12 protein-coding genes are annotated in these 14,704 nt (G+C 51.5%); 2 read left to right on the top strand and 10 right to left on the bottom strand.

The window, feature by feature from the left end; all coding sequences use genetic code 11:
* Positions 1 to 501 precede the first annotated feature (501 nt).
* From M2108_RS24730 to M2108_RS24740, 3 genes are all read right to left on the bottom strand, one after another.
* Positions 502 to 957: a hypothetical protein gene (locus M2108_RS24730; protein WP_277472066.1), complete on the bottom strand. Its 456-nt coding sequence runs from the start codon at positions 955 to 957 to the stop codon at positions 502 to 504.
* Between the two features lie 293 nt (positions 958 to 1,250).
* Positions 1,251 to 2,471, bottom strand: coding sequence for an aminotransferase-like domain-containing protein (locus tag M2108_RS24735; RefSeq protein WP_277472067.1), 1,221 nt, complete (start codon positions 2,469 to 2,471; stop codon positions 1,251 to 1,253).
* A gap of 66 nt (positions 2,472 to 2,537) precedes the next feature.
* Positions 2,538 to 3,194 carry a DNA-binding response regulator gene (locus M2108_RS24740; RefSeq protein WP_277472068.1) on the bottom strand — a complete coding sequence of 219 codons (657 nt, stop codon included), beginning with the start codon at positions 3,192 to 3,194 and terminating at the stop codon, positions 2,538 to 2,540.
* A 288-nt stretch (positions 3,195 to 3,482) separates the two neighbouring features.
* Here M2108_RS24740 and M2108_RS24745 point away from each other — a divergent pair, with 288 nt between their 5' ends.
* Together M2108_RS24745 and M2108_RS24750 are read left to right on the top strand one after the other, a co-directional pair.
* Positions 3,483 to 3,890 carry a hypothetical protein gene (locus tag M2108_RS24745; protein WP_068728939.1) on the top strand — a complete coding sequence of 136 codons (408 nt, stop codon included), beginning with the start codon at positions 3,483 to 3,485 and terminating at the stop codon, positions 3,888 to 3,890.
* Positions 3,887 to 4,954 carry a phosphodiester glycosidase family protein gene (locus tag M2108_RS24750; protein WP_277472069.1) on the top strand — a complete coding sequence of 356 codons (1,068 nt, stop codon included), beginning with the start codon at positions 3,887 to 3,889 and terminating at the stop codon, positions 4,952 to 4,954. Before M2108_RS24745 ends, M2108_RS24750 begins: the two co-directional genes overlap by 4 nt.
* 403 nt (positions 4,955 to 5,357) lie before the next feature.
* Here the strand turns inward: M2108_RS24750 and M2108_RS24755 are convergent, their stop codons facing one another.
* The 7 genes from M2108_RS24755 to aroF form a co-directional block, all read right to left on the bottom strand.
* A complete protein-coding gene (locus tag M2108_RS24755; protein WP_090713777.1) occupies positions 5,358 to 5,612 on the bottom strand; it encodes an AbrB/MazE/SpoVT family DNA-binding domain-containing protein in 255 nt (84 codons plus the stop codon).
* A gap of 124 nt (positions 5,613 to 5,736) precedes the next feature.
* Positions 5,737 to 6,201, bottom strand: a complete 465-nt coding sequence (gene trmL, locus M2108_RS24760) for a tRNA (uridine(34)/cytosine(34)/5-carboxymethylaminomethyluridine(34)-2'-O)-methyltransferase TrmL (RefSeq protein WP_277472071.1) — start codon at positions 6,199 to 6,201, stop codon at positions 5,737 to 5,739.
* A gap of 141 nt (positions 6,202 to 6,342) precedes the next feature.
* Positions 6,343 to 7,434: a 3-phosphoserine/phosphohydroxythreonine transaminase gene (gene serC, locus M2108_RS24765; RefSeq protein WP_277472130.1), complete on the bottom strand. Its 1,092-nt coding sequence runs from the start codon at positions 7,432 to 7,434 to the stop codon at positions 6,343 to 6,345.
* Between the two features lie 105 nt (positions 7,435 to 7,539).
* On the bottom strand, positions 7,540 to 8,424 hold the full coding sequence (locus tag M2108_RS24770; protein ID WP_277472072.1) for a hypothetical protein: 885 nt from the start codon (positions 8,422 to 8,424) through the stop codon (positions 7,540 to 7,542).
* Between the two features lie 100 nt (positions 8,425 to 8,524).
* Entirely contained in the window at positions 8,525 to 11,263 is a 2,739-nt protein-coding gene (locus M2108_RS24775) for a GH36-type glycosyl hydrolase domain-containing protein (protein WP_277472073.1), read from the bottom strand.
* Positions 11,264 to 11,754: 491 nt separating this feature from the next.
* Positions 11,755 to 13,179: a type I glutamate--ammonia ligase gene (glnA, locus tag M2108_RS24780; RefSeq protein WP_277472074.1), complete on the bottom strand. Its 1,425-nt coding sequence runs from the start codon at positions 13,177 to 13,179 to the stop codon at positions 11,755 to 11,757.
* A 280-nt stretch (positions 13,180 to 13,459) separates the two neighbouring features.
* Positions 13,460 to 14,506, bottom strand: coding sequence for a 3-deoxy-7-phosphoheptulonate synthase (aroF, locus tag M2108_RS24785; RefSeq protein ID WP_277472075.1), 1,047 nt, complete (start codon positions 14,504 to 14,506; stop codon positions 13,460 to 13,462).
* Positions 14,507 to 14,704 lie beyond the last annotated feature (198 nt).

Here is a 14,704-nt window from a genome sequence, read left to right on the forward strand (position 1 = left end):
TTACTGGTGTATGTTCTGCTCAAGTATCTGTTTGACCAAGGGAATGCTGCAGTACATACCACCGTCAAACTAACATTTGCCGAATTTGATCGGTTATTTTGCTTACAATCTTTACCGGTCGAATGGACGGTGTTTCTTTCGAGTAACTTAAAATTCCAGAAATAGGTTAATCAACAGCCGTATACAAACTGCAACTAAATCCCCCGTCCCGAAGAAATTTCCTGCCCAAGTAACCCCGACGGTTTGCACCCAACAAATAAAATTGATTACTTATCTGCTATAGCTGCAATGTGAGGGGATGACAGGAAATCCCGCCGCCCCCGCTCCTGCAGACCACTTATGCTTCCAAAACGCTTTTCTGCGAAACGCTTCAAGACACACATCTTAGCTCCGTAAGGCTCTTAGCCCTCATCCCCCTCCACTCCATATCCAAACGTTCCAGATCATTTTTACACCACTTTTCTTAACCGCATCCACCCGGCCCAGCTGGTTATTCACAGCTCATACCTCCGCCCGTTCAGCAGCAGGGCTGCGGCGCTGCCGGCCAGCAGCATGACCAGCACATTGCTGATCACCCGCAGGCAGACTGAGCAGCCTGGACAGCACCAGATAGAGGATACCGGGTGCAGGACTCGAGGACTGCTCTATCCGCATCTGATACAGGCCGGACGGATTCAGGAACACCTCCAGCAGTGTGGTCGACCATACCGCCATGCTGCCAAGGATGAACACTGCTGATTTTACAGCGAACAATGAGGAGGTTCTGACCGGCAGCAGATGATTAACAGGCATAACGCCAGTGAAAAATTCCTTATACAGGTCTGTGAAGATATATAGTGGGACGAGCAGGCCGATTACCATATTCGCAGTCAGCGCCAGAAAGGCCAGATCCTGCTGCATGCTGACCAGAAAATACAGATTAACCAGCGTACTCAGACCGGCCAGTGAGCCAAACACCGCCAGGTGCTTTCTGCATTGGAGCTTGAACTGATGAACGAGTATCAGATCTTCACTCCCTTTACTTCATAATTTGTTGTCGGTTACCCGGGTCACAGTTAGTTTAAGTAACTCCCGCAACTCCAGTTCCTCGAACCACACTGCTCTTTTCTCCCAGCCCCACTCTTCTCCCGGACATAAAGAAGCAAGCCCCATCCCGGCAGGAGCTTGCTTCTTTACTACATACTCAGACTTCAAATTCCTGAGTCACTGTATCACCGCGTCCTTCACTTTACCGCACAGTCCCAGCCCTCTCAGCTCCGGGCCGTAAACTCCGTCACAGCCTCGCTCATCAGGTTCATGCCGAGCAGCAGCTCATCCCGGCCGGGATGACTGAAGTTAAGACGGATGCGGTTGCCGCCGCCGCTTACGCTGCAGAGCTGGCCGGGAAGAAAAGCGACCCCTTTGGCCAGTGCTGCCTTCAGCAGCATCATTGCGTCCAGCCCCTCCGGCAGCGAGACCCACAGAAACATGCCGCCCTCCGGCAGGTCATATTCACTGTTCTTCCAGGCCGGACGCTTCAGCAGCTCAGTCATCAGCTTCAGCCGGGTACTATATTCCCGATTCAGGACAGCAATATGCTCTCGAAGATTAAAAGCCGTTACATCCAGCAGATAATGCAGCAGCCGCTGATTCAGCGAGCTGGACTGCCAGTCCGCCATCTGCTTCGCGGCAGCCATCATGGAGATCAGCTCACGGCTGCCTGCGGCCCAGCCCGTCCGCAGGGCAGGCGCGACCGTCTTGCTGAACGAACCTATGTAGAGCACGTGCCCGCCTTTGCTGACATTCTCCAGCGCGTAAAGCGATGGGTAATTAGCAACCGGGGATGTGCTGCCGGCACGCTTGAAATGCAGATCCCCATAGGAATCATCCTCGACGATAAGCAGGTTATGAGCAGTACACAGCTCAAGCACCTCCTTACGCCGCTCCAGGCTCCAAAGAATACCGCTCGGATTGGTATAGCTTGGCGTTGCAAACAGCATCTTGGGACGGTGCTGATGAATCTGGGTGCGCAAATGATCCGGGAGCAGCCCGTTGCGGTCTCCATGGACAGGTATAATAACCGCCCCCTGCATCCGGAGCGCCTGCAAGATTCCCGGAGAAGTCGGATTCTCAACCAGCACCCGGTCGCCTGGATCAATATAGACCCGGGAGAGCAAATCGATGGCTTGTTGACTTCCCGTTGTCAGAAGAACTCCGCCTTCCGCAGTGTTCACTCCTTTTCCCTTCAGCCAGTCATCGGTCAGCCACTCACGCAACGGCGCGTAGCCCTCGGGATCACCGTACTGCAGTGCGCCCGCATCAGCCGTGATTACTGTTGAAGCTGCTTCTGCAAGCAGTGATAACGGGAACAATTCTTCTGCCGGCAGCTCTTCTGCCAGAGAGATTAACGTACCGCGCCGCGTCTGGGTACGGATGCTGAGCTGTGGTGAAGAAACCAGCGTATGCGCACGGGCAGAAAACTCATACTTCATATTGTTCCCCCTTCCCTGGTACCAAGAATATTCCCGCCTGACCGGTAATATGTCGCCAATGCCGGCTTACGAGTAGATTTGCTTGTTCTGCCTTGAGAAAAGCGCGAATTTTTCAATAGCCTGGGCTCTCGTCGATACATCCAGCTTCACATAAATCTTTCGCAGATAATTATCAATGGAACGGCGGCTCACTTCGATTTCAAGGGCAATTTTATCGTAAGTGATTCCCTGCACAATCCTCTCCATAATGAACATCTCCGTCGCCGTCAGCTGCATTACACTGTCCAGTCCGCGTGATGAGGTTACCGGCCGGTATCCCTTTTGTATCCAGGTCAGCGGAATTGACAAAAAGCCTTCCCGCAGGCCACCGATCATCAAAAGCAGCTGCCGGGATGATGCCCCCTTGGACAGCACTCCACTGGCCCCCAGCTCAAGCAGCGGCTGAAACAGTTCGCTGTCTTCTTCCTCGGTCATAATAATAAAATGCGCTTCCTCGCAGCTGATCTTCAGCTCCGGCAGCACATTCTCCACATTGCCTTCCGGCATCTGATAATCCGCCAGCACCAGGTCCGGCTGAAGCTCCTGCACACTGTGTACACCTTCGCTCCAGCAGTTGTGCATGGCCAGAACAGCAAGCTCCCCTCCTTCTTCCAAAATCAGTTTAGTCCCCAGCATACTTGTGGGATGACATCCCACGATGACAACCCGCCACACCTTCATCATTAATCCCCCAAACCTCCTGCTGTCTATATATTTACCCCGAGTGGAAAGCGCTCTAAGCGTGTTTTGCTGATACGCAAGCAAGGATGGTTGACGATATATGTATAGTTATTCCTTCTTTTTCCTTGAATACGCCCCTCAGATATTCCAATCTATAGAAATTGTATCGCAGTACTTTAATAGGATGCAATTATTTTTTCTTCTTTGCATTCAGGCTCTTTCACTTTTGCGAAACTTGTAAAAGTCTGATAGAATGAGGACTTGAAAAAAAGTGCTTGAGGTGATGTTGAAATGCAACCGCTAGCGGAATCGACCCCTGTACACTCACGGCGTACTGCAGTGAGAAAAGGCCCTTCCGTAAAATGGTTTTTACTGTTCTGGATTGTGATGATTGGAGTAGGTGCTTATGCTGTCTACAGCTACACCAACCATCTGAAGCAGCAGGTGCTGGCTGAGCTCGGCAATCAGAGCCGGCAGCAGCTTACCGTTTTGCAAACCGATTATGAGGCACGGATCGCCGTCCTCTCCGAAGAAGTGAAGGAGCTGCAGAGCACGGTGCAGACCTTTAATGAACTGCTGACGTTTACCAAAGATAACGCAAGCAATAAGACTGACAACAGCAATAAGCTTTACACCCAGCTAAGTGAGGTCAAGAAGCAGCTGGATGCGCTCAAGAAAGAGATGGATCTGTTAAAATGATGACCCCTGTCAAAAGAGTCAACCGTTTCTTCATGCTTCTGACGGCGCCTTTTATCGGACTCTTGATTGCCCTTTGGGCGTATCAGCCCAAGCTGACACTGGATCTGGATACGAGCCAGTTTGCTGCCGCTCCCGGACCGCTTGAACAGACGGCCCAGCTGAAGCAGGATCTGCTGCAGGCCCAGAATGCCGCATCCTACACGATTGATGCAATCGGGGCTTCTGCTACACTGTATAACCAGACCACGAATGCGATGAATTCGCTGGTCACCACAGCTGCAGCCCAGGTATCGCGCCCGGAGCTGATCTATAACAGACGGATCACAGCAAGGCTCGGCATCCCTGCAGATGTCATCAGCAGTGACCGGATTACCATTGAATTATACCGGCTGAACCCCGGCAACTATAAAGCATATGCCTTGAAAATCAGGCTGAAGGACGCTGCAGCGATGAAAATGAGCCTGGCCGGCGACGGCACCGGCCAGGCAGAAACCACCATGCAGGCCGTAAACCGTTATGGCGCGGTTGCCGGCATCAACGCCGGCGGCTTTGCCGACCAGAACGGCAAGCGCTATCCATTGTCCACGACCATTGCGAACGGCAGCTATCTGTACGGCTTTGAACCAACCTATAAGGATCTCAGCTTCGTCGGCCTCAGCAAAGCCGGCAAGCTGATCGGCGGCAAATTCAGCAGCAAGGCACAGCTTGACCAGCTTGAACCGGCATTTGGCGCAACCTTTGTGCCTGTACTGATCAAGAACGGCATGCTGCAGCCCATTCCTTTGAAATGGCAGATTAGTCCCAAGCGTGCCCCCCGTACCATAATCGGCAAATATAAAGATGACCAGCTGCTTGTGCTGGTTGCCGATGGTTATAACGAGAGCGGCAATTCCGGGGCGACCCTGATGGAATTACAGAGCAAGCTATGGGGCATGGGTGTAGTCGATGCCTATAATCTGGACGGCGGAGGTTCTTCCTCACTGATATTCCGGGGCAAAGTTATCAACAAGCCTTCTGACGGAGTTCTCCGGCAGGTGCCAACCAATTTTCTGTTTTTCAAGTAGCCTACTTTCTAATGCAAGCTTTCATTTATTCAATATAATATCCTGTCAATGTCTTTTCTCACTTTTCCGCTTTTAATTTAAGGCCGCAGCAGGTTATAATGAAGGTAACGTTTACAATCCTTTACGGAGGTGTCCAGCATGTCGTTCTCCTTAACCTTTTGGATTGTCACCCTCGTACTTCTGCTGTTTCTGACCGGTATACTAACCGCTTCTTACAACGACGATAAGACCAAAGGTTTGTAGCTGACCGCCGTGTCCCATACGGAACACGCTGCTTCGAATCCGAAAAAACGCCGCACAATGTGCGGCGTTTTTTTTCAGTGTTGGCCCGCTGTGGATCCGCAGTACCAGAACTATGTAGGAATGTTACTTGCCGCCTGCTCCGGGAGAAAAGGGACAGGACTTAAGCGTGTCTCGGCAATTGCGTCATCTCTGAAAGACAATCTGCACAGATGTAACGTTCTTTATACTCGCTTACGCCTTCCATTGATCCGCAGAATACACATTTGGGACGGTAGCGCTCCAGAATGATGTGGTCTCCCTGCACAAGAATTTCTACCGGGTCTCCTTCATTCATTTGGTACCTTTTTCGCAGAGACTTAGGCAGAACAATTCTACCCAGCTGATCTACTTTACGAACTACGCCAGCAGGTTTCATATCTTACGTACACCTCTCCTGTTCAACTATTAATTAGTGTTACTACTTTTTTCGGCAGTATTCTTCTATTTCGTTATTCATATTGTCGAATCCTGCTGAAAAAAACAAAAAATCATGTATACTTTTAAAAAAGTTCCGGAAAGTCCAGCTGACGCAGTGCTTCATAGACAATAATCGCTGCCGAATTGGATAAATTCAGCGATCTGACCGCCCGCCCCATCGGCATACGCATTGCGGTTTCCTTGCCTGCTTCCAGTATCTCTGGCGATAGCCCTTTGGTTTCTTTGCCGAAAACAAAGAAATCACCGTCCCGGAAGGCAAAGTCTGTATACCGCTTCTCAGCCTTGGTCGTAGCGTAGAAAAAACGTCCTTCGCTGTATTTCTCCAGGACCTCGGCAAACGAATCATGATATTCAATGGTGACAGCATGCCAGTAATCCAGCCCCGCCCGCTTCAGCGTCGCATCGTCGGTCCGGAAGCCCAGCGGCCGGACCAGATGAAGATGGGTGCCGGTAGCCGCACAGGTACGGGCAATATTGCCGGTATTCGCCGGTATCTCCGGTTCAACCAGCACAATGTGTAATGCCATTAGGGTAAACTTCCTCTCTGTAGGCTTCAATAGCCCTGTGTTGTAAGTAAACATACAGCTCTAAGATGACAGACGGACCGGTTCAATAGCAAGCAGAAGACCTTCCGCCTAAGCAGCGGAAGGTCCGGAAATTTCAATCACTTAGCCTTGAGTTTGCCGGAAATGCTTCATGAAATCGGCAAGCGCCTTAACGCTCTCATAAGGAACAGCGTTATAGATCGAAGCACGCAAGCCCCCGACGCTGCGGTGTCCCTTGAGCCCGATGAAGCCTTCCTGCTCGGCAGCCTTGACGAACTGCTTCTCCAGCTCCTCGGACTGCATCCGGAAGGTAACGTTCATAATGGAACGGCTGCCCACCTCTGCTACTCCGCGGTAGAAGCCGTCGCTGCCGTCGATATGATCGTACAGCAGACCGGATTTGTCACGGTTTTTGGATTCGATGCCGGCAAGCCCGCCCTGCTCCTCAATCCATTTTAACACTTCATTGACCATATATACAGAAAAGGATGGCGGCGTATTGTACAGCGAGTTGTTCTTGTAGTGTGTATCATAACGCAGGATCGTCGGGATGTTCGCAGGTGATTTGGCAATCAGCTCTTCCTTGGCAATTACCACCGTAACCCCGGAAGGTCCAAGATTTTTCTGCGCTCCGGCGTAGATCAGCCCGAATTTGCTGACATCAAAGGAACGGCTCAGAATATCACTGGACATATCGGCAATCAGCGGAAGAGAGCCTGTATCCGGATACTCCGCATATTGTGTTCCTTCGATTGTTTCATTGGAGGTAATATGCAGGTAAGCTGCATTGTCAGCCGGCTTGATGCTGCCAAGCTCAGGAATAGCCAGGAACTTCTTGTCCTCGGAGGATGCTGCAACATGCGCTTCTCCTACCAGCTTCGCTTCCTTAAGCGCCTTGTCAGCCCAGCTTCCTGTCATAACATAGCTGCCGACTTGTCCGCTGGAGATGAGGTTCATCGGGATCATGGCGAACTGCGTGCTGGCTCCGCCCTGTACGAATAATACTTTGTAGCCCTCAGGATTGCCGAGCAGGGAAAGCAGACGCTCCTGCGCTTCATTATGCACGGATTCGTATATTGCCCCGCGGTGCGACATCTCCATAATGGACATTCCGCTCTCCCGGAAATCAACAAACTCCGCCTGTGCGCGTTCGAGTACTTCAAGCGGCAGCGCCGCCGGTCCTGCATTGAAATTGTATGCTCTCTTGCTCAAAATTGCCCCCATCCTTTCTCTCCTACGAATATGGATATCGCTATGATAGCAGCATTCCAACACGCCAGCAAGTATAATTATTCACATGTAGCGTAAGATCACCGGGCCTCAGAACGTGAAAAACTGATAGCTGCGGCTCCAACCCCTGCTGTGACGCGGTAAAATGCTGATGTCCGCAAAAACCTCGGGAGAAATCACATGCCGCTCCCCCCAGAGCGCCATCCGCTCCGGACGGAAGCTTCCGCTCTCACGCATTCCTGCTCCGCTCGGCTTGTGAACCAGCTCCCAGTACCAATCCGCATCCTCCTTCTCCCAGCCGCTCACCCGGCAATAGAACGGACGGTCAGGTACGGCAGTCCAGCTTACAAGGTTTCCCGATACCTGCAGCAGCCCGGAGGTATACGAGGATTCCGGTTCATGCACACCGGCTTCTCCCGGCAGCCTCAGCTCATAGTCTTTCCCGGCAGGAGCATCATTGATTCCAATGAAGTTATGAATATACTCCTCGGTATGCAGCGGCTTCACCCCGGTATTTTCCAGTGAATAATCAATGGTGAGCCGGTCCCCGTGAAGTGAGATCCGTTTGCTCAAAAGCATACCGTACCCCCGGCACTCCTCAGACTTCACCTTATACACTATTTCATGCCGGCTGCTTTCCGTCTTCATCTCAGCGGGGATGAGCGGGTACGCAGCCATAAAATCATAGGCAGCATCATCCGTCTTCTGCAGCAGCCCGACACCAGGCTTCGGAAACCACTCCCCGGCCGCCGCTTCCGCGTAGCCGATTGGCCGGGAGATGCCAAATTCGTTACAAAGCCCGATTCCCCCGCTGCCCTTTCCTGCATGCAGACTCTCCGGAACACAAAAGGTATGCTTTCCGTCTTCCAGTGTGACCTGGGTAATAAAACCGGTCCAGTCGAACCTGGTGCCGTTGTAATCGCCTGGCTCTGCAATATCCACAGTCAGAATTCCATTTGAGAGCTGGTGAGCCATTCTCATCCATCCTTTCAGAACAACCGTTTATTCAGAGTCTATCAAAAAAGAGCCTGCAGCACCTAAAGAGGCAGCGCAGGCACTTCTCATTATTTATTGATCAGGCGAGTTCAACCTTCAGTTCATGAACCTGTCCTTCCGGCAATGCCTGCAGCACCGCACGCGGAATCAGCACACCCTCTGAGACGCGCTGAAGCGTCACCACAGCGCCATTCAGGGTAACTGCGTGTATTTGGTACTCTCCATACTCAGCGCTTCCTGTGGACGTGTAGACCACCTCCAGCTCACGTCCGGCAAACAGAGTCTTAACCGACGCCCTGCCCTGTGCGTCAAACTGCTCCTTGACCAGCTTCGGTGCAAGCAGCAGATCACCCAGACGTCCTTTAACGCCGAATACCTCTGTCACCATCGTCAGCAGCAGCCAGCTGGCCGAGCCGGTCAGATACGTATACATGCCTCTGCCTTTTTCATTAATATACTCCGGAATCCCCGGGTACATCCTGCTCAGCTCAAAATTCACACTCAGGCTGTACAGCGAATCAAGCACCTTGTATCCCTCACGGACATAACCGCGTTTATACAGCGCATTCCCGTACATCACAGTCATATGGCTGAACATCGCCCCATTTTCTTTATGGCCAAAAGCAAACCCGAAGGCACGGCCCAGATTTTGCTGGATACCGCCGAAGTCCGAATTCAGCCGGTAGCCGATTCTGGTATCGAACAGGTTTCTTTCCACGGATGTGATCATATGCGGAATCTGCTCAGGGGCTGCTGCGCGGCCGAGAAGCGGAAACACCTGTCCGGTAAGCGTCATCCGGACACCTCCGGCCGACTCTCCTTCAACCCGTTCACCGTCATTATTATAATAGCCGTTAAACCAGCCGCCGCCGTGAACACTTTCCACCCATTCATTACTGCGCAGATGGCTGAAAATCCACTCTGCCTTGCGGGCCAGGTCATCGGCCACCCGCCCAAGTTCCAGCTCTGCCCGGATGCCGCTTACCCGGTTCGGTGCAGCAGCATAATAACGGTTCAGCCGTTCCTGCTTGGCGGATACAGATGCATAATCGACACTCTCGCCCAAGGAGTCCAGCAGCAGCAGCATTTCTTCCGCAAGCTCCAGCGTACCGCTTCCCGTGCAGTCCTTCAGTGTGCGCAGCAGTTCGGACAGCTCATAAAGGTTATCGCCGTAGAATGCGGTGAAGGTAACACTTTCTCCGCGCTGTGCCGCCATATCCAGCCCGTCATTCCAGTCTGCACCCTCCAGCAGAATGTTATTGTGCTCACCCACATTGAAGAACGGAACCAGATTCTGCAGCAGGATATGCTCCAGGATCGTACCGGTATAGACCTCTCCGGCACTGGTGCGCAGGCTGCTGCCTGCAGCAGGCTCCCAGGAGCTGTCGCGTTCACGGCAGCGGCTCATGAAGGAGTCCCGGAAATAAGTCTGCTCCTGCAGCAGGAAATCCAGATCACCGCTCTGATTCAAATACAGCAGGGTTGTCATAAACGGCCACGCCCCATGGTCCATCCATACACGCGGGATGTTATTACGGTCGGCAATGAACTCGCCAGGGTGCTGGCCGATGATGGTTGCATTGCTGCCGTCTATTCTCACTCCCGCATAATTATTCAGCAGCAGGCTGCGTACATCCTCCGGTTCCATGATCAGGAGGGCCAGGCAATCCTGCCATAAATCACGCCAGCCCCGGCCGCCCCGGCCGTAATCATGGTAGGGCAGAAATGAGTTCCCGTACAGCCTGCGCAGCACCGGCTGCAAGGTAACCCATTTCATCCACTGGTCAGCGCCGTCATCCCCTGTATGGAAGGACACCGTGTTCACTTTGTCCGCCCAGAACTGCTTGTTAGCCGTAAGCTCGGCATCAAAAGCCGCAGCAGAGCCGTATTTCCCCATCAGTTCTTCCACATCAATCCGGTCATTGCCGATCGCCATCACCACTACATACGAACGGCTCTGGCCCGGCAGCAGCGCAGCTGAAGCGAATCTTATTCCTCCCAGCGCTTCATAACCCTCGCTATGCAGAGCTCCGTCCCGGCCGGACTGCGCCTCTGCATTCCATACTACCGCTTCGGGCCAGTCCAGGCTGCCGCCTTCACCAATAAACTCTTCCTGAACAGGGAAGAAGCCAACAGGCGGAGCACCGTCCTCTTCCGCACCAAAAACACCATAGGACGTTTGATTAACCCGGTGTCCACGCTCATCAAAAGATAACGCCGGCTGAACCTCGACACCATAGTCCAAGGTATAAATCCGGTTCAGCAGTGAAGTGACGTGCCGGTGATCCCGCAGATCATCTGCCGAACGTGCATACATCGGGATGGCCGCAGTGGGCGTAATCAATATTTCCCCTGTTCCCGTATTCGTCAGCACCACCTTCATCAGCTCAACCTTATCACTCCCGCCGGGAACGAGGCTGGTCACTTCCGCCTTGATGCCCAGCTGCCGGTTCTCCCGTGTAACCTTGTGCCACAGCAGCCCGGCTTCCAGCAGAGAATCGTCTGCAGTCTCCGAATAAGCCTCTGCATGCTGGCGGGCTGAATTCCCCGCTGCCGACCAGGCTCCCTTTCCGTCGATATAAACCCAGAAATTGCGGGATGCCCGCGAATTGTGCAGATCCTCCACAGAGAGCGGCGGTGTCAGAAAGGTATTATGTCCCGAGGTTACCTGGCCATGAAGCTGCGGAGTGACTGAGGACATCATGCCCCCTTCATTAACCAGCGGAAAATACAAGAAACTGCTCCGGTCAGGCTGCTCCAGACTGAACTCCCCATGCTGCCCGGTGAACTGCCAGCCTGCTATTTTTTTGTGTGCCAATGTATTCATCCTTCCAGATCATTTTAACGAAACCGATTTCGGTTTTATTATTGCACCGTTAACAAATGTTGTAAAGAGATTTTTGGATGAACTGCTGTAAATTGTTTAAGGATCATTAAATTTTCGATTTAAACGCTGTAATATCAATGGTTTTCTCTTCCTTAGCTTCAATAGGCACACCTGTAGAAAGCAAAGAATCATCCGAAAACAATTCCGAAAATGCGGCTAAATTATTAAATAAAGAATCTCAAAGGATTAAAAATGTGTCCGGAAAGAATCTTATAATATACTAAATTCCATTTTGGTAAACGCATTCTTTTCTATTTATAATAGAATATTCTTTTTCACAGGACTCACTTACGAAAATTTTTCGTTATTTTTGTTTTCCGGACAATTCAAACAATACAGTTGGTCTCCAAAAAGATCGCAAAAAAGCCCCCGGGTCTCCCCGGAGGCTTCTGAGCAAAGCTAAATTTATTATAATTCCGATCCTATACGTCGAAGTACAGGGCATATTCATGCGGATGAACACGAATAGCAACCTCTTGTGCTTCTCCACGCTTCAGGGCGATGTAGTTATCAATAAAGTCCTTGGTGAATACGCCGCCTTCTGTAAGGAACTCGTAGTCAGCTTCCAGAGCGTCAAGCGCTTCATTCAAGCTGCCTGGAACACTGCGGATCTTTTCTTTGTCAGCATCGGACAATTCATAGATGTTCTTGTCCAGCGGACCGTAGCCCATTTCTTCAGGGTTGATTTTTTTCTTGATTCCGTCCAGACCAGCCATCAGCATTGCGGAGAATGCCAGGTAAGGGTTAGCAGTGGAGTCAGGTGTACGGAATTCAATACGACAGCCCTTAGGTGTTACAGCAGCTACCGGGATACGGACTGCAGCGGAACGGTTACCTTTGGAGTAAACCAGGTTAACCGGTGCTTCGTAACCAGGAACCAGACGTTTGAACGAGTTAGTGCTTGGGTTAGTCAGCGCGATCAGTGCCGGTGCATGGTACAGGATACCGCCAATGTAGTGCAGAGCCATTTCACTCAGGTTGGCATAAGCGCCTTTTTCGTAGAACAAAGGCTCGCTGCCGTTGAAGATCGACTGGTGAACGTGCATACCGCTACCATTATCGCCGAACAGCGGTTTTGGCATGAAGGTTGCAACTTTGCCGTACTGGCGTGCAGTGTTCTGCACGATATATTTGTAAGTCAGGAGATTGTCAGCTGTTTTCTTCAGGGTATCGAAACGGAAGTTGATTTCCGCTTGTCCCGCAGTCGCCACTTCATGGTGGTGACGTTCGATTTCCAGTCCTGCTTCGCTGAGCAGACGGCACATTTCACTGCGGATATCCTGCTGGGAATCCACTGGCGCTACCGGAACATATCCGCCTTTAACGCCTACCTTGAAGCCCAGGTTGCCGCCTTCTTCCTTACGGTTCGTGTTCCATGCTGCTTCTTCGGAATCTACGGAGAAGGAAGAGCTGTGCATTGTAGTCTCGTAACGGACATCGTCGAAGATGAAGAACTCGGACTCAGGTGCAAAGAATGCCGCTGTGCCTACACCGCTTGACTGCAGGAACTCTTCAGCCTTTACTGCGATACCGCGCGGGTCGCGCTCATAACGTTCGCCGTCAGGAGTGAAGATGTCACACATGATATTCAGCGTCGGGTGAGCTGTAAAAGGATCAATGTATACAGTACTTGGATCAGGCATCATTACCATGTCCGATTCTTCAATACCGCGGAATCCTTTGATGGAAGAACCATCAAACGCTACACCATTAACAAATGTTTCTTCCTCAACTGCAGATGCCGGCAATGAGATATGATGAGCACGTCCACCCAAATCTACAAAGCGAAAATCCACCCACTCGATATTGTTTTCCTTGATCGTCTGCAACACTTTTTCAACCGACATGAATAATTCCTCCCCAAGTTCCGAACATTAACCCGCTCTCAGTATCAAATGTTCTTGTTTTTATTTTTTTTACTGTCGTCATTATAAAACTCATACCTAACATCGTCAATGCTTATGTCAGGTATTTTTAATCACAATGTAAGATATTCTGACGCTTTCGTGAATAAGCAGCAGCTTGTCTTAAATTGTATTACATAATGCCAGGCAAAATAATAAATAGCCCTCTCTCCCGCCTGGTTGCAGGAAAGAAGGCCTTGTGTGGCAGGTTTCTTCCGGTTAATCAGGCAATAGGTGCCGCTTCAAGCGATTCGGAGAATTTGCGTCCGACCAGCGGGGCAAGTTTCTCCAGATCTCTAAGCAGCTTATCGAACTGATCCGGGAACAGGGACTGAACCCCGTCACCTGTCATTGAATTATCAGGATCTGTATGCATTTCAATAATCAGACCATTAGCTCCGGCGGCGACAGAGGCTTTGGCCATCGGCTCTACCAGCTCGCGGCGGCCGGTGCCGTGGCTCGGGTCAGAAATAACCGGCAGATGGCTCAGGCTCTGAAGCACCGGAATTGCCGACAGGTCGAGTGTATTACGGGTATAGGTTTCAAAGGTACGGATACCGCGCTCGCACAGCATAACATCACGGTTGCCGCCCGCAAGGATGTACTCGGCCGCATTCAGGAGTTCGTCATAGGTTGCGCTGAAGCCGCGTTTAAGCAGTACAGGACGGCCGCAGGTGCCGAGCTTGCGCAGCAGATCGAAATTCTGCATATTGCGTGTGCCCACCTGCAGAATATCCGCATGCTCCGCACAAATATCCACATACTCCGGTGTCATAACCTCGGTAATGGTCAGCAGTCCATGCTTCCTGCCGGCTTCGGCCATCATCGTCAGGCCTTCCACACCAACACCCTGGAAGCTGTATGGCCCGGTACGCGGCTTGAATGCGCCGCCGCGCAGCACCTGGCCGCCGGAAGCCTTGACCAGCCGGGCGATTTCATCAATCTGCTCAGGCGATTCAACCGCGCACGGCCCGCCCATTACCACAAGATTCTCTCCGCCGATCTTCACGCCGCGGATATCGATAATGGTATCCTCCGGATGGAAGTCACGGCTGGCCAGCTTGTAGGATTTGGTGATCTTCACAACGTTCTGCACGCCCTTCATCTGGCGCAGATGCTCGGCAAGACTCGGTGTAACGCCGCCGATCAGGCCGATTACCGTATGGTCTGCACCACGCGACAGATGGACCTGCAGCCCCTGTTTTTCAATAACGGCAATAATGTCATTTACCTGCTCCTGCGGTGTCTGATTAGACGTAATAACGATCATATTATAGCTCCCCTTTGTTAGGATATTCCTGTTTATCATTTTAAAATAAATAATAAATACTATTACGCTACGACGCGTGTGTGCTTTTAAGCGCTAAAGTGATTTTACCGCATAATACAGTATCCGTCAACTAATTTTCCGGTTGGAACCGCCGTTTATTCCAATAATTACTAGGCGGCTAATATTCCCCAAGGTCCC

Source organism: Paenibacillus sp. PastM-3 (assembly GCF_029893965.1).
In the GTDB taxonomy this organism is placed as follows: Bacteria; Bacillota; Bacilli; order Paenibacillales; family Paenibacillaceae; genus Paenibacillus_AQ.